The organism is Arthrobacter sp. KNU40 (assembly GCF_051515115.1).
In the GTDB taxonomy this organism is placed as follows: Bacteria; Actinomycetota; Actinomycetes; order Actinomycetales; family Micrococcaceae; genus Arthrobacter.
Genome location: NZ_CP195850.1, coordinates 5,088,324 through 5,102,016, shown reverse-complemented (window position 1 = coordinate 5,102,016; position 13,693 = coordinate 5,088,324). Strand labels below are relative to the sequence as shown.

General features: G+C 63.3%; 18 protein-coding genes. 9 read left to right on the top strand and 9 right to left on the bottom strand.

The features are described from left to right. Positions 1–8 precede the first annotated feature (8 nt). Positions 9–1,310, top strand: a complete 1,302-nt coding sequence (locus ACSKT0_RS23825) for a M18 family aminopeptidase (RefSeq protein ID WP_437771930.1) — start codon at positions 9–11, stop codon at positions 1,308–1,310. A 1-nt stretch (position 1,311) separates the two neighbouring features. Here the strand turns inward: ACSKT0_RS23825 and ACSKT0_RS23820 are convergent, their stop codons facing one another. Together ACSKT0_RS23820 and ACSKT0_RS23815 are read right to left on the bottom strand one after the other, a co-directional pair. After that, the gene (locus tag ACSKT0_RS23820; protein ID WP_437771929.1) at positions 1,312–1,983 is read right to left on the bottom strand and encodes a DUF1345 domain-containing protein; all 672 of its coding nucleotides are present in this window, start codon (positions 1,981–1,983) and stop codon (positions 1,312–1,314) included. A 36-nt stretch (positions 1,984–2,019) separates the two neighbouring features. After that, positions 2,020–2,358 (bottom strand): YnfA family protein, encoded by a 339-nt coding sequence (locus ACSKT0_RS23815; protein ID WP_437771928.1) that lies wholly within the window; start codon positions 2,356–2,358, stop codon positions 2,020–2,022. A gap of 260 nt (positions 2,359–2,618) precedes the next feature. Here ACSKT0_RS23815 and rpsF point away from each other — a divergent pair, with 260 nt between their 5' ends. The 6 genes from rpsF to ACSKT0_RS23785 all read left to right on the top strand — a co-directional run bounded on the left by rpsF (position 2,619) and on the right by ACSKT0_RS23785 (position 6,141). Beyond that, positions 2,619–2,924 (top strand): 30S ribosomal protein S6, encoded by a 306-nt coding sequence (gene rpsF, locus ACSKT0_RS23810; protein ID WP_265978101.1) that lies wholly within the window; start codon positions 2,619–2,621, stop codon positions 2,922–2,924. Between the two features lie 55 nt (positions 2,925–2,979). After that, entirely contained in the window at positions 2,980–3,555 is a 576-nt protein-coding gene (locus tag ACSKT0_RS23805; protein ID WP_265978099.1) for a single-stranded DNA-binding protein, read from the top strand. Between the two features lie 124 nt (positions 3,556–3,679). Beyond that, positions 3,680–3,919: a 30S ribosomal protein S18 gene (rpsR, locus tag ACSKT0_RS23800; RefSeq protein WP_003800144.1), complete on the top strand. Its 240-nt coding sequence runs from the start codon at positions 3,680–3,682 to the stop codon at positions 3,917–3,919. Between the two features lie 17 nt (positions 3,920–3,936). After that, complete coding sequence (rplI, locus tag ACSKT0_RS23795; RefSeq protein WP_236813849.1) at positions 3,937–4,389, top strand: 50S ribosomal protein L9; 453 nt, start codon at positions 3,937–3,939, stop codon at positions 4,387–4,389. A gap of 188 nt (positions 4,390–4,577) precedes the next feature. Continuing rightward, positions 4,578–5,414, top strand: a complete 837-nt coding sequence (locus tag ACSKT0_RS23790; RefSeq protein WP_437774105.1) for a PhzF family phenazine biosynthesis protein — start codon at positions 4,578–4,580, stop codon at positions 5,412–5,414. Between the two features lie 100 nt (positions 5,415–5,514). Next, entirely contained in the window at positions 5,515–6,141 is a 627-nt protein-coding gene (locus ACSKT0_RS23785) for an FMN reductase (RefSeq protein ID WP_437771927.1), read from the top strand. A gap of 27 nt (positions 6,142–6,168) precedes the next feature. Here ACSKT0_RS23785 and ACSKT0_RS23780 read toward each other — a convergent pair whose 3' ends face one another. Then, a complete protein-coding gene (locus ACSKT0_RS23780) occupies positions 6,169–6,744 on the bottom strand; it encodes a hypothetical protein (RefSeq protein WP_437771926.1) in 576 nt (191 codons plus the stop codon). 3 nt (positions 6,745–6,747) lie between these two features. Beyond that, positions 6,748–7,227: a hypothetical protein gene (locus ACSKT0_RS23775; RefSeq protein WP_437771925.1), complete on the bottom strand. Its 480-nt coding sequence runs from the start codon at positions 7,225–7,227 to the stop codon at positions 6,748–6,750. Between the two features lie 626 nt (positions 7,228–7,853). Between ACSKT0_RS23775 and dnaB the strand changes: the two genes are divergently transcribed. Beyond that, on the top strand, positions 7,854–9,239 hold the full coding sequence (dnaB, locus tag ACSKT0_RS23770) for a replicative DNA helicase (RefSeq protein ID WP_437771924.1): 1,386 nt from the start codon (positions 7,854–7,856) through the stop codon (positions 9,237–9,239). 32 nt (positions 9,240–9,271) lie between these two features. On the opposite strand, the gene ACSKT0_RS23765 is transcribed toward dnaB, so the two are convergent. The 5 genes from ACSKT0_RS23765 to ACSKT0_RS23745 all read right to left on the bottom strand — a co-directional run bounded on the left by ACSKT0_RS23765 (position 9,272) and on the right by ACSKT0_RS23745 (position 12,300). Then, positions 9,272–9,604 (bottom strand): hypothetical protein, encoded by a 333-nt coding sequence (locus ACSKT0_RS23765; protein ID WP_437771923.1) that lies wholly within the window; start codon positions 9,602–9,604, stop codon positions 9,272–9,274. 51 nt (positions 9,605–9,655) lie between these two features. Continuing rightward, positions 9,656–10,624 (bottom strand): acyl-CoA thioesterase, encoded by a 969-nt coding sequence (locus tag ACSKT0_RS23760; protein ID WP_437771922.1) that lies wholly within the window; start codon positions 10,622–10,624, stop codon positions 9,656–9,658. Between the two features lie 178 nt (positions 10,625–10,802). Then, positions 10,803–11,237, bottom strand: coding sequence for a DoxX family protein (locus ACSKT0_RS23755; RefSeq protein ID WP_437771921.1), 435 nt, complete (start codon positions 11,235–11,237; stop codon positions 10,803–10,805). A 128-nt stretch (positions 11,238–11,365) separates the two neighbouring features. Next, entirely contained in the window at positions 11,366–11,731 is a 366-nt protein-coding gene (locus ACSKT0_RS23750; RefSeq protein ID WP_437771920.1) for a GNAT family N-acetyltransferase, read from the bottom strand. Continuing rightward, a complete protein-coding gene (locus ACSKT0_RS23745) occupies positions 11,728–12,300 on the bottom strand; it encodes an antibiotic biosynthesis monooxygenase (RefSeq protein ID WP_437771919.1) in 573 nt (190 codons plus the stop codon). Before ACSKT0_RS23745 ends, ACSKT0_RS23750 begins: the two co-directional genes overlap by 4 nt. Before the next feature lie 40 nt (positions 12,301–12,340). Between ACSKT0_RS23745 and ACSKT0_RS23740 the strand changes: the two genes are divergently transcribed. After that, complete coding sequence (locus tag ACSKT0_RS23740) at positions 12,341–13,684, top strand: MATE family efflux transporter (RefSeq protein WP_437771918.1); 1,344 nt, start codon at positions 12,341–12,343, stop codon at positions 13,682–13,684. Positions 13,685–13,693: the final 9 nt, after the last annotated feature.

Below are 13,693 nucleotides of genomic sequence, written 5' to 3'. Positions count from 1 at the left end.
TCGGAGCCATGCCTTCGAACTCCGCTGCAGAACACATCCAGGACCTTGGCGCGTATGTGAGCGCATCGCCGTCGAGCTTTCACGCCGTCCACGAGGCCGCGCGCCGCCTCGATGCGGCAGGTTTCACGGCTCTTGATGAACTTCAGCCATGGGAGGGCGGGGCTGGCAGCTTCTACGTGATCCGGGATGGCGCCCTCATTGCCTGGGTGATTCCGGAAGGCGCGACTCCGACCACGGCGTTCAATATCCTCGGCGCCCACACGGATTCTCCGTCGTTCAAGCTCAAGCCCAAGCCGACGACAGGAAAGTTCGGCTGGCTCCAGGCCGGCGTGGAGGTCTACGGAGGCCCCTTGTTGAACTCCTGGCTGGACCGTGAGCTTCGGCTCGCGGGCCGGCTCGTGATGCTGGACGGCACCCAGCACCTCACAGCTACCGGACCGCTCCTGCGCTTCCCGCAGTTGGCCATCCACCTGGACCGGGCTGTCAATGACGGCCTCACGCTCGACAAGCAACAGCACATGAACCCGGTTTTCGGGCTCGGCGATCCCGGTTCCGCGGACGTCCTCGCAATCCTGGCGGACTACGTGGCCGGGGCTTCCGTGGATCCCGCGCAGATCGGCGGCTACGACATCGTCGTCGCGGACACCCAGGCGCCTGAGCAGTTCGGTGCCAAGGGCGAGTTCTTCGCTTCAGGGCGGCTCGACAACCTCTCTTCGACCCACGCCGGGCTTGCCGCACTCATTGCGCACGCAGCTGCTGGTGCGCCGGCCGGGGGACCCATCGCCGTGCTGGCCGCCTTCGACCACGAAGAAATCGGCTCGGCCTCGCGCTCCGGCGCCTGCGGACCCATTCTCGAAGACATCCTCACCCGGATCTCCGACGGATTGGGCGCCACAGTGAGTGAACGGCGGCAGGCGTTGTCGGCGTCGTTCTGTGTTTCCGCGGATGCCGGCCATGCCGTCCATCCCAACTACCCTGAGCGGCACGATCCGGCCAACCGGCCGATCCTCAATGGCGGACCGCTTCTCAAGATCAACGCCAACCAGCGTTACGCGACGGACGCCACCGGCGCGGCCTTCTGGGCCCGGCTCTGCGGCGAGGCGGGCATCCCTTACCAGGAGTTCGTCTCCAACAATGATGTCCCGTGCGGCTCGACCATCGGTCCGCTGACGGCTACCCGCCTGGGGATCCGCACGGTCGACGTCGGCGTGCCGCTATTGTCGATGCACTCGGCACGCGAGCTATGCGGCGTTGACGACCCGCGCCATTTGGCCACGGTGGCGGAGTTGTTCTTCCGGACGGCGATCTAGCTCAGGACGCGAGGCTCACCACGAGGTTGATGGTCGTAGCCAGGATCCCGACGCCGAAAACGTAGGCGAGCAGGCTGTGCCGCAATGCGGCGGAGCGCATTGCCCTGGTGGTGATCGACGTGTCCGAGACCTGGTAGGTCATCCCGAGGCTGAACGCCATGTAGGCGAAATCCGTGTACTGTGGCGGTTCTTTTTGGTTGAACTCGATGCCTTGGGGTGGATCGGACGTGTAGTACACCTCGGCGTAGCGCAGGGTGAAGAGGGTGTGGACCAGGAGCCACGAGGCCGCCGCACCAACGAGGGCCAGCAGGGCGAGCATGAATTTATCGAATCCGTGCGCGTCCTTGGCGCCGATCATCACCAGCACGACGGCAGCGAGCGAACCGACGGCAGCACACAGGATGAGGAGGTCGGCGGTGGAGCGCCGCGGATCCTCTTCCGTAGCATGGCTTCTCGTCTGATCGGCCTTCATCGGGGTGATGACTGTCCACACGAAAATGTTGTAGACCACCGCTGCAACCGCCCAGCCCGCGGCGGGTGCGTAAATCCACTGACCCCAGATCCCGGTCGCCACCGCGGCAGCGATGCCGGTGACGATCATCAGCCCGAATCGCAATCGGGAACGTTTGGCACGGGCAGACTTCGGACGTTGGTTCTTTGCTGCGGCGTTCATAGTCAGATCATGGCACGGGTGTTGGCCGGACTGTCGTCAATTCGCCGATCGGGGCGCGAACATGATGACGGCGACGCCCAGGATGCAGATCATGGCGCCGATGACGTCCCAACGGTCCGGGCGGAAACCGTCCATGAGCATTCCCCAAGCCAATGATCCGGCGATGAACACCCCTCCATATGCGGCAAGCACGCGGCCGAAGTGTGCGTCCGGCTGGAACGCCGCCACGAACCCGTAGATGCCCAGGGCCACGATCCCGAGTCCGGCCCACCACCAGGGCTTGGCTTCCTTGACCGATTGCCACACGAGCCAGGCCCCGCCGATCTCGGCGATGGCCGCAAGGATGAAGAGTGCAACGGATTTCAGGATGGTCATGTGTTCAGTGTGCCTGAGGCTGGCGCGCCGGTTCCGCGGGAGTTATCCACATACCTGGGTTTTCCACATATGCGCCGTCGCTCATTCCACCTTGCCGACACGCCGAATAGGCTTAGAGGCGGGAAATGGACTAAGATATTGAAGTCTGTGCTGCGCCCTGCTTCCGCTTCTGGAAGCGGTCAGCAGCATTGTTCATCGCAAATGAACCTCCTGTTACGGAAATGCCGTAACCGCTTAGCCCAAAGGAGGTGGGTTCACATATGCGTCCTTACGAATTGATGGTAATCATCGACCCCGAGGTCGAAGAGCGTACGGTAGAGCCGACGCTTCAGAAGTTCCTCAGTGTCATCACCACCGATGGTGGAACCATCGAAAAGGTTGACATCTGGGGCCGCCGTCGCCTTGCTTACGACATCAAGAAGAAGTCCGAAGGTATCTACGCCGTGGTGAACTTCACCGCCAAGCCGGAAACCGCCAAGGAACTTGACCGCCAGCTGAGTCTCAACGAGACCATCATGCGCACCAAGATCACCCGCCCCGAAGAGCAGAAGGTCGTTGCTGAGTAATTTCAGCTCCCGGCTTTCAATCTTTACCCCGCAGGAACGAACAAGGAGGCAGTAGATGGCAGGCGAAACCACTATTACGGTCATCGGTAATCTCACCAATGACCCCGAACTGCGGTTCACACCGTCAGGCTCGGCGGTAGCGAACTTCACCATCGCTTCTACTCCCCGGACCTTCGATCGCCAGTCCAATGAGTGGAAGGACGGGGAAACCCTGTTCCTCCGCGCATCGGTATGGCGTGAAGCAGCTGAAAACGTCGCCGAATCCCTGACCAAGGGCATGCGCGTGATCGTTTCCGGCCGACTGAAGAGCCGTTCCTACGAAACCAAAGAAGGCGAGAAGCGCACCGTTATCGAGCTCGAAGTCGATGAAATCGGCCCGAGCCTGCGTTACGCCAACGCCAAGGTCAACCGCACCCAGCGCTCCGGCGGTCAGGGTGGTCAGGGCGGCTTCGGCGGCGGCAACAACAGCGGCGGCTTCGGAGGTGGCGGCGCTGGTGCAAGCCAGGGCGGCAACTCCGGCGGAACATGGGGCGGCGGCCAATCCGCACCGCAGGAAGACCCCTGGGCTACCCCGGGCGTCAGCAATGCGGGTGGATGGGGCAACGGCCCGGATTCCGAACCTCCCTTCTAAATACTCACAAGTTCGACGCCGGAACGCGCCGGAAGTGCCGCGAGGCACCCGGGTGGCACCCGCCGTCGAGCACCACCATCCCGTGGATCCATATCCACGGGCTCCATAGAAAAGGAGCTCCACGATGGCTAAGGCTGAACTCCGTAAGCCCAAACCAAAGTCCAACCCCTTGAAGGCCGCTGACATCACCGTCATCGACTACAAGGACGTAGCATTGCTGCGCAAGTTCATCTCCGACCGCGGAAAGATCCGCGCCCGTCGCGTCACTGGCGTTACGGTGCAGGAACAGCGCAAAATCGCCCAGGCAATCAAAAACGCCCGCGAAGTTGCTCTGCTGCCTTACTCCGGCGCTGGCCGCGGCTAAGGAAGGGATTAACTAACATGGCAAAGCTCATTCTGACCCACGAAGTAACCGGTCTCGGTGCTGCTGGCGATGTTGTCGAGGTCAAGGACGGTTACGCACGTAACTTCCTGCTGCCCCGCGGCTTCGCTCTGACCTGGACCAAGGGTGGCGAGAAGCAGGTTGAGTCCATCAAGGCTGCCCGCGCTGCTCGTGCCCACGCTTCGGTTGAAGCTGCACAGGCCCAGGCTTCTGCGCTTTCCTCCAAGAAGGTCAAGCTCGTAGTGAAGGCCGGCGAGTCCGGTCGTCTCTTCGGCACCGTCAAGCCGGCTGATGTCGCTGCTGCAGTTGAGGCCGCTGGCCTCGGCTCCATCGACAAGCGCAACGTTGAACTGCCGAACCACATCAAGTCACTTGGTTCGTACCAGGCCAACGTCCGTCTGCACGAGGACGTTTCCGCTGTCATCGACCTCGAGGTCGTTGCGGCAAAGTAAGTTCTGACGTAGCTCGAAGGACCCCCGTCTCCGGTTTCCGGAGGTGGGGGTCCTTTGTTTTGCGCGGTTTCGGGGGACGCGAACTGGCAGTAGATGCCCTCTGGCGGCCTCGTGAGGGGCATTAGCTGCCAGTTCGCGCCAAGGAAGACGGGGGAACTTGATAGCCTGCCGGGGTGAACCTTGAAACGATGCGCACCCGGCCCTTCTCGCAAGTGGATGTCTTCACTGACGTGCCATACCTCGGCAATCCGCTTGCCGTCGTCGTTGACGCTGAAGGGCTCAGCGCGGAGCAGATGCAGCACTTTGCAAACTGGACCAACCTGTCTGAAACCACTTTCCTGCTGCCGCCGGGTGATCCTGCGGCCGATTACCGGGTCCGGATCTTTACCGGCAGCGAGGAATTTCCTTTCGCGGGACATCCGACGCTCGGCTCGGCGCATGCTTGGCTGGCGTCCGGGGGAGTGCCTAAGCAGGAAGGGATGCTGGTCCAGGAATGCGGCGCAGGCTTGGTCAAGGTAAAACTCGACGGCGGCCGCCTCGCCTTCGCTGCGCCGCCACTGACCCGCTTCGGGCCCGTGGGCGAGCCCATCATGGAACAGTTGGCCGCCGGACTCCGCCTGCCCCGAACCGCACTTTCGGATGCTTCGTGGCTGGTCAACGGCCCGCAATGGATCGGCGTGCTGCTCGAATCGTCCGAGCAGGTCCTTGGCCTTGAGCCGGACCTTGCGGCTTTAGGGGATCTCAAGGTTGGTGTGATCGGTCCCCATGAACCGGGTGCCGGCGTCGATTTCGAAGTCCGGACGTTCATTCCGGGAGACGCCATGGTGGAGGACCCCGTCACGGGAAGCTTTAATGCGGGGGCCGCCCAGTGGCTGATCGGCAGCGGCCGGGCTCCGGAGCAATACGTCGCCGCGCAGGGTACGGTGCTGGGCCGGGCGGGACGCATCCACGTCAAAGCGGAAGACGGCGACATCTGGGTAGGCGGGAGCTCGGTGATGTGCATCCAGGGAACCGTGCGTCTCTAGCAGGGGAATAAAAAGTGCGGAGGCACAGTTTGGGAGTATAGATGCAAACGCATGTACTCTGGTTTGAAGCCATCGAACCGCCCAGTAACAGGAGATCGCCATGGAGACCCGCCGCATAACCGTCCTTTCCGCCGGACTTGGCGTACCGTCGTCGAGCAGGCTTCTTGCAGACCAGCTCGCTGCGTCGGCCAAGCGTCAGCTGGGCGATGCAGGGTACGAGGTGCGGGTGGACGTTATCGAACTCCGGGACCTGGCTGTGGATATCGCCAACAACTTCGTCACCGGGTATGCCGCACCCCGCCTCACGGAGGTGATCGCCGGCGTCGAGGATTCTGATGGCATCATCGCCGTGACGCCCGTCTTCAGCGCCTCCTACAGCGGGCTGTTCAAGTCCTTCATCGACGTTCTGGACCCGAAGTCCCTGGACGGCAAGGCAGTTCTTCTCGGCGCCACGGGCGGCACCGACCGGCACCAAATGGTGCTCGACTACGCGATGCGTCCGCTCTTCACCTACCTTCGCACCCGGATAACCCAGACGTCCGTTTTCGCCGGGCCCCAGGACTGGGGAAACACCGACGACGGAGCGTCGCCGCTATCGGTCCGCGTGGACCGCGCGGCCAGCGAGCTGACCCGGCTCCTGAGCGGCGAGCAGCCGCACCGCAAGGCGGATGCCATGGAATCCCTGCCATTTGAGCAACTCCTCGCGGGGATCACCGCGGGACGCTAGGCGAGCCGGGCTGCGCCGCTCCGGGCACTAGTCGTCGAGCAGCTCGATGAACTCCCGGGCCTGCTTCATGCTGATATCGGAATGCTTGGTCAGGGCCAACGCTGCTGCTTCGATGTCGCCGCTCTTGGCCAGGGTCCGGATCCGTCCGTAGATCTCGTCATTGAGCATATTGCTGCTCACTTCACGTGTGACGTCGCCCTTGCTGACGATTGCCCGGTAACGGTACGGGAAGTGTTCCGGCTCGTCGTCGTCGGGCATGAGGTCCTGCGGGGCGGGTTCGGGCTTGCGGAAGGGCTGCGGGTGCGCTGCAAGGGCGCCGACGGCGTCCCGTGAGGCACGCAGCCCCTCCCCGGTGGCGCTGAGGTACAGCTTGATGGCCGCCATGGCCTGACCCTGGGCGATCAGGGAATACAGCTGCCGGTGTTGGTCCTCACTGAGCTTCGCGGCGGCCTCGCGGGCCAGCTCCACAGGGTCCACGGCAGCCTTGCCGGTGGCGGCATTGTCGCGAAGTTCCGCGGAGCGGCGGGAGAGCAGCCGGCTGATCAGCAGCACGCCGACGACGACGGCCGCCAGGATCAAGACCGGAACGAGTAGGGATGACATGCGCTAAAGCCGATCTATGTAGTTCTTGGCGGTCAACAAGTCCGAGTGGGTTTGCTGGCGCAGGAGCTTGATCGCCTGGATCTTCTGCCCACTGCGGACCATTCCCTGCAATTGCAGGGCGAACGGTGGATTCAACTGCCCGTTGGGCAGAATGGGGCCGTTGTAGCCGGCCTGGCCGACCCCCGGGCTGGCCCCGGCTTGCGCCCTGAGCGCGGCCCGCGACTGGCTGTCCTGCTGCGACTGCTGCTGCGCGTTTTGGCTCGGCCTGGTGGACGCATCGATACGGGCCCTTGCCGCCGTCGCCGCCTGCACTTGGGCGGCCTGGTGGGCTGCCGAGCGGGCGGCCAGCTCACGTTGATAGCGCTCGGCGTCGGACAACCCGGAGTTGCGTGGCTTGAATGCCGCCGTCAGGGCCCAAATCACAGCCACAAGGATGACAACGGGCATTGCGACCAGCAGTACATCCCCAATGGTGAAACCCATACCTAGAGCTTATGTCAGAACGCGGTTATCCACAGCACATTCCTGCTACGGCATAGCTTCTGAGAGCCGGCTGTCAAATTCCGGGAGAGATTGTGGGGAGTATCACATTTTCGACATATTTATCCCTCCTGGGGCGCTTGAGTGAGGGGAGAGGCGCGCATTGAGCGAATCGGCCTGTGGATGATCCCCTGGAGAAAATACTTTTGATCCACATGGCTTGAAGAACGTTTCCCCAGCTCAGGGGCTATTTGCCGGAAAAAGAATTTCTCTTTCCACAGGGTCATGCACAGACTGTGCACAAGTAGGGGTGTGTATTCCACACTTTATCCACAGGCCCGGCTTGGTGCCTCGGAAAAGCAGGGCTAACGTGGCTGAGTACCTGCTTTAGGTACTTGGAAAACCCCTGTTTCTTGTGGACGACACCTCGGTGCCGTCGAAAAGCAGCGCGCCCGCGGACCTGTCTGTGGATAAGTTGTGGAAATCTCGGGGAACCAAAATTGTCGGTGCCCTACGGAACAGTTTGGACCAGCCGGCATAAACGGCGCGGTCGGAGCAACCCACACCTGGGCATTGGCCTACCGCACCGCCGGGAACAGTTATCTGCGCGGTACACAATGGAGGACGGCTTGTCAGTTACGCACTTGGATTCGATCGAGGGCGGCCGGACATCGGACGCCAGCCGCAAACCTCCCCAGGACATTCCCGCTGAGCAATCAGTTCTCGGCGGCATGATGCTGTCCAAGGATGCCATTGCCGATGTCGTGGAAATTGTCCGCGGCCATGACTTCTACCGCCCGGCCCACGAGACGATCTACGAGTCCATCATCGATCTCTACGGCCGCGGCGAACCTGCCGATGCCGTCACAGTGTCCGATGAGCTGACCAAACGCGGCGAGATCAACAGGATCGGCGGCCCTGCCTACCTGCACGAGCTCATCCAGACCGTGCCCACGGCGGCCAACGCCGGCTACTACGCCGAAATCGTGGCTGAGCGAGCCGTCCTGCGCCGACTCGTCAGCGCCGGCACCAAGATCGTCCAGATGGGCTACGGCCAGGACGGAGAGGTCGAAGACCTCGTCAACCAGGCCCAGGCCGAGATCTATGCCGTGGCCGAACGCCGCACGGCGGAAGACTACGTGGCGCTCAAGGACGTCATGGAATCCACCGTTGACGAGATCGAGGCATCCGGCCACCGCGGAGAAGGCATGACGGGTGTCCCCACCGGGTTCTATGAACTCGATGAGCTCACCCACGGCCTGCACCCGGGTCAGATGATCGTCATCGCCGCGCGCCCCGCCGTCGGTAAGTCCACGTTCGCGCTGGACTTCGCCCGTTCCGCTGCCATCAAGCACAACCTCGCCACCGTGATGTTCTCCCTCGAAATGGGGCGGAACGAAATCGCCATGCGCCTGCTGTCCGCGGAAGCCACCATTGGCCTCCAGGACCTGCGCAAGGGCACCATCAAGGACGAGCAGTGGTCCAAGATCGCCACCACGATGGGCCGCATGAACGATGCGCCATTGTTCATCGATGACAGCCCCAATATGTCCCTCATGGAAATCAGGGCCAAGTGCCGCCGCCTGAAGCAGCAGCACGACCTCAAACTGGTGATCCTCGACTACCTCCAACTCATGAGCTCCGGCAAGAAGGTGGAATCCCGCCAGCAGGAAGTCTCCGAATTCTCGCGTGCCCTCAAGCTGTTGGCCAAGGAGCTGCAGGTTCCGGTCATCGCGCTCTCGCAGCTCAACCGTGGATCCGAACAGCGCCAGGACAAGCGGCCGATGGTCTCGGACCTCCGTGAATCCGGTTCCATCGAGCAGGACGCCGACATGGTCATCCTGCTTCACCGCGAGGACGTCTACGACAAGGAATCCCCCCGTGCCGGCGAGGCTGACATCCTCATCGCCAAGCACCGTAACGGTCCCACCAAGGACATCGTGGTTGCCTTCCAGGGGCATTACTCCCGCTTCGCCAACATGGCCGGCGAGACTGGCGGCGGTGGCGGGTTCTAGCCTCCGGCTGGATGACTTTCATGCCTGGCTGCCTAGTGGTGCGCAGACCCTACGAAGTCCAGGGCCTCACGGGCGAGGGCGAGCCATGACTCCTGATCGTCGGCCATAACCGTGAGCCACTCCTTCATGGCACGCCCCTTTCCGGCGTCGAACGGCGCCCCGGTTCGGGCCCCGATCAGGGCGCTGACACGATCCCGTGGCAGCTTCACAACAAGCCTGCCTCCCGAAACCATCGCGAAAATCGAGCCGTGAACCCTCAACGCCGAGGAACCGAAACCATGCTGCCCCGGTTCACCAGGCACGCTCACGCCCGGGAGAGCCCTGAATTCGTCGATTAGTGCGACGAACCGTTCGTCAGCCAACATGAGGACATCTTCCCGCCCCGGACTTCGCGGCGCCAGACCCCGACGGAACGCCTAACCGCCATTGAGCAGATGATCCGGCATCCGGTTTCCGGGAGCCCTCCCTCGGATCTCCAGTAGTTCGCGGGCGTGGGCCTGAAGGCGGCGATCCTCGTCGGTTTCCGGCACCCAGGGCGGGATCGGAACGGACGTGCCGGTCTCGTCCCTGGCCACCATGACCGTGAGGCAGTAGGTGGTCAGGTTCATCTGACGGCTCCGGGGGTTTCCGGAGCGCACATGGACTGCAATATGCATGCCCTTGTGGCCTGTATAGACGAGCCGGGCTTCTACTTCCACTACGTCGCCGATCAAGAGCGGGCGATAGAATCGCACGCCGCCGGAGAACACCGCCACGGTGTCCTTGCCGCAGTACCGGGAAGCGCAGACGTAGGCGGCCTCGTCGATCCACTTCATGACTATGCCGCCGTGGACCTTCCCGCCCCAGTTCACATCAGTAGGCGCCGCCATGAAGCGGAGGACAACGCGCTCGGCCGTGCCGGCGTCGGTATATTCCTGTGCGTTCATGGCTTCGACGATCTTTTCCCGCACGGCGATCCGCGCGAGGGCGTTGTCTCGCTGCTCGATTTCCTCAGGCGTCGAAGGCTCGAACTGGGGGACTGGAACCGGGCGGCCGTCGGGACCGACCGCAACGAAGATCACCAGGCACTGGCTGCGCATCGTGGCCGGCCCGCCCTTGGGATCGCCGGAGGACACGATGGTCCGGATGTGCATGGAAGAGCGGCCCGTGTAGACGATGGTCGCTTCGACCTCGACCATGTCTCCGCTGTTCACGGGGTCGGCGAAATGGATGTTGCCGACATATGCCGTGACGCAATAGGACTTTGACCAGCCAACAGCAGCCGCGTAAGCGGCCTTGTCCACCCACTCAAGGACAGTGCCGGCGTCGACGGACCCGCTGTGCCCGACGTCGGTGGGGGAGGCCAGGAACCGCAGCGTGACGGAGTGTGAGGGGAGCTCGCTCATGACGTGAGTGTATCGACGGCGCGGATACTGATGCGCTGTATGACGGGCTGGCGACGCCGAATCGGACCAGCGACGCGCAAACGAACCAGCGACGCCGTAATTCGGAATTCCGGTGTCGCCAGCCCGTTCGGATGTCGGCAGCGCACTGGGTGTCGCCAGTGCTGCCGCGCACGTGATCCTAGGCGAGGATGCCCAGCTTGGAACCCTGCCGGCCGAAGACGGCGGCGTCGATGGAGATCCGTCCGGCGCCGGTTAGGGCCACGGCTGCCGCTGCAGCGGCGAGGGCCAGGACAAGTTCGTACCCACCCTTGTCGGCAAACAGGCCAGCCGGAGCGTGGACCAGGAACAGGGCGCCGAGCATGTCCAGTGCAAGGAGGGCGCCGAAGACTCGGGTCAGCACGCCCGCGATGAGGGCGATGCCCCCGACAAGTTCGATGGTTGCCACGATCGGGGCCACGACGTCGGCGGCGGGTACGCCCATCTTGCCAAAGGCGGCCTGTGTGCCGGCGATAGTGAACTCGGTGAATTTCTGCCAGCCATGCGCGGCGAAGATGAAGCCGACGATGACGCGCAGGACGGTAAGGGCTGTGTTGGTCAGGGTGGACTGGTTCATGTTTTTGCACCGTTTTTCGGGTAGCGGGTGGCTGTCGTGAAGCTCCCAAGGATAAGGCTCAATTTGTTGAAGCTTCAACTCAAGCCTTTCGAACTTTGCTGAAAGTGTCAAACAACCGTGGCCCGGTGCTACCTTTGCTCGCGCCTTTCCAGATACCTCGCATCAGGTTCCTCAAAACCGAACTGGCGGTACAGTCCATGGGCATCCGTGGTGTGCAGCATCCAGCGGAAGTTGGCTCCCGGACCGCCGTCGACCATTTCCGCTACCATCGCCTTGCCCAACGCTTGACCTCGCGCGGAAAACGCCCGCGCAAAACCCACCATGGCGCCGGTTTGAGCGTCGAAGGCGCCCACTATGCGCCAAGCATTGTCCAGTTGGGCCTCCACGTCTGCGCGGGTCCGCCACCGGCTCCAATAGACCTTGGTTGAAAGTTCGGCCCACAGCCAGTCACGGTCGATCCGGGCTTTGTCTGTGGAGAGCAGGTAGCGGTTCACGACTGGCCCTTCCGCTTTGCTTCCAACCAGGGCTTCAGGAGCCGCGTGGTGACCGGCAGGAAAATGTAGACCATGAGTGGCGTCAGGATACAGATGTTCAACAGAACCTGTAGGACCAGCGGCCAGCCCAGGACCAAGGGGTGCAGCAGGAAATTGGCCAGCAGGCTCAAAGGAAAGAACGGCAGGAAGATGCTGACGGCCTGCTTCCACCGTGGCGGCACTGCGGTCTCCGGGACAACGAGGTTCACGTCGCCGGGTTGGGAAAACCATCCCTCGATCCCGGAACGGCGCTCCACCCGGGTGACCTCCATGAGCTCGGTGGCGCTTTCAATCCACCATCGGCGCTCTTCGGATTCCTCCCAAGCCTGCAGGGTTTCAGCGTCCGCGAAGCGGTAAAGCATGTGCCATTCATCGGAATCGGCCGCCGTGCGCACCCACCCTGAACCCAGGTAGCCGGGCCATTCCCGGGCGAGTTCCTGGCCAGCGTGGGCCCATGCGTTGGCTTGGCGGGTGTAACCGGGAGTGATGGTGCGGGCGACGGAAACGGTGATGGGATGCTCGAGCGACACCTCACCAAGCTACATGCCGGTGCCCCGCTAGGCTGGGAAAGTGCCCCAAACAGTGACCCGTCCCACCACGCCCTCCACTGCCCGCGAGATCCTGCGCTTGGCTGTCCCAGCCTTTGGGGCGCTCATTGCCGAGCCCCTCTTCCTCTTGGCTGACTCCGCCATTGTGGGGCACCTTGGCGTCCCTCAACTGGCGGGGGTGGGGCTGGCCTCCACCCTGCTGTACACCGCCGTCGGACTTATGGTGTTTCTGGCATATTCGACAACTCCCGCTGTGGCGCGGGCCATCGGGCACGGAAAGCTCGCCAAGGCGCTGGCCGCAGGGCGCGACGGCGTCTGGCTGGCCTTGCTGCTGGGCACCGTCCTCGCCGTGGCCGGCTTCTTCGCGGCTGAGCCGCTGGTCGGGTTGCTTGGAGCCAGCGGCGAGGTGCGGGCATACGCCGTCGACTATCTGCGCTGGTCCATGCCGGGACTCGTCGCCATGCTTTTGATCTTCGCTGGCACCGGCGTCTTGCGCGGACTGCAGGACACCCGCACGCCGTTGGTGGTCGCAACGGCGGGGTTCGCTATCAACATCGCCCTGAACTGGTTCCTTGTCTACGGCCTGCATTTGTCCGTGGCGGGTTCAGCCATCGGCACCAGCATTGCTCAATGGGCCATGGCCGCCGTCTATTTGGTCATGGTGGGACGGAATGCCCGGCGCCACGGCGTTTCGCTGCGCCCGCACTGGCGTGGAATCCGCACGATGACCACCGTGGGTTCATGGCTCATGCTCCGCACCCTCAGCCTGCGCCTGGCTATCCTGGCAACCGTCCTGATAGTCACTGCCCAAGGGTCTGTGAACCTCGCCGCCCACCAGCTCGCGATGACCATCTTCTCCTTCCTCGCCTTCGCCCTGGACGCCTTGGCGATTGCCGCGCAGGCCCTCATCGGCAAGGAACTCGGAGCCTCACATGCGGCGAGGGCGCGCGAGCTCACCCGCACCATGATCCGCTGGGGTGTGGGTTTCGGTGTGGTGACCGGCGTGCTCCTCGCGGTAGCGGCGCCCTGGGCAGGCTTCCTCTTTACCTCCGACGCCGGCGTTCAGTCCGCGCTCACAGCGGCACTCTGGGTACTCGCCGTCGGGCAGCCCCTCGCGGGTTACGTCTTCGTCCTGGACGGCGTCCTGATCGGCGCTGGCGATGCCCGCTACCTGGCGATTGCCGGCGTCGTGAACCTCGCGGTATATCTGCCGCTTTTGGCGGCAGTCCACGTGACCAGGCCCGACGGCGCGGCGGGGCTCGTGTGGCTCTGGGTCACGTTCGCGCTGGGCTACATGCTGGCCCGCGCAGTCACTCTGGGGCTGCGGGCCCGCTCTGACAAATGGATGGTCCTCGGTTCGCACTAAACTGGACTG

What these genes read in the sequence shown, in the direction of transcription:
- ACSKT0_RS23755 (WP_437771921.1), bottom strand. Translation starts at nt 11,237, where the DNA reads ATGAACCAGTCCACCCTGACCAACACAGCCCTTACCGTCCTGCGCGTC.
- ACSKT0_RS23790 (WP_437774105.1), top strand. Translation starts at nt 4,578, where the DNA reads ATGCGCACCCGGCCCTTCTCGCAAGTGGATGTCTTCACTGACGTGCCA.
- ACSKT0_RS23760 (WP_437771922.1), bottom strand. Translation starts at nt 10,624, where the DNA reads ATGAGCGAGCTCCCCTCACACTCCGTCACGCTGCGGTTCCTGGCCTCC.
- ACSKT0_RS23815 (WP_437771928.1), bottom strand. Translation starts at nt 2,358, where the DNA reads ATGACCATCCTGAAATCCGTTGCACTCTTCATCCTTGCGGCCATCGCC.
- rpsF (WP_265978101.1), top strand. Translation starts at nt 2,619, where the DNA reads ATGCGTCCTTACGAATTGATGGTAATCATCGACCCCGAGGTCGAAGAG.
- ACSKT0_RS23780 (WP_437771926.1), bottom strand. Translation starts at nt 6,744, where the DNA reads ATGTCATCCCTACTCGTTCCGGTCTTGATCCTGGCGGCCGTCGTCGTC.
- ACSKT0_RS23785 (WP_437771927.1), top strand. Translation starts at nt 5,515, where the DNA reads ATGGAGACCCGCCGCATAACCGTCCTTTCCGCCGGACTTGGCGTACCG.
- rplI (WP_236813849.1), top strand. Translation starts at nt 3,937, where the DNA reads ATGGCAAAGCTCATTCTGACCCACGAAGTAACCGGTCTCGGTGCTGCT.
- rpsR (WP_003800144.1), top strand. Translation starts at nt 3,680, where the DNA reads ATGGCTAAGGCTGAACTCCGTAAGCCCAAACCAAAGTCCAACCCCTTG.
- ACSKT0_RS23825 (WP_437771930.1), top strand. Translation starts at nt 9, where the DNA reads ATGCCTTCGAACTCCGCTGCAGAACACATCCAGGACCTTGGCGCGTAT.
- ACSKT0_RS23805 (WP_265978099.1), top strand. Translation starts at nt 2,980, where the DNA reads ATGGCAGGCGAAACCACTATTACGGTCATCGGTAATCTCACCAATGAC.
- ACSKT0_RS23775 (WP_437771925.1), bottom strand. Translation starts at nt 7,227, where the DNA reads ATGGGTTTCACCATTGGGGATGTACTGCTGGTCGCAATGCCCGTTGTC.
- ACSKT0_RS23820 (WP_437771929.1), bottom strand. Translation starts at nt 1,983, where the DNA reads ATGAACGCCGCAGCAAAGAACCAACGTCCGAAGTCTGCCCGTGCCAAA.
- ACSKT0_RS23765 (WP_437771923.1), bottom strand. Translation starts at nt 9,604, where the DNA reads ATGTTGGCTGACGAACGGTTCGTCGCACTAATCGACGAATTCAGGGCT.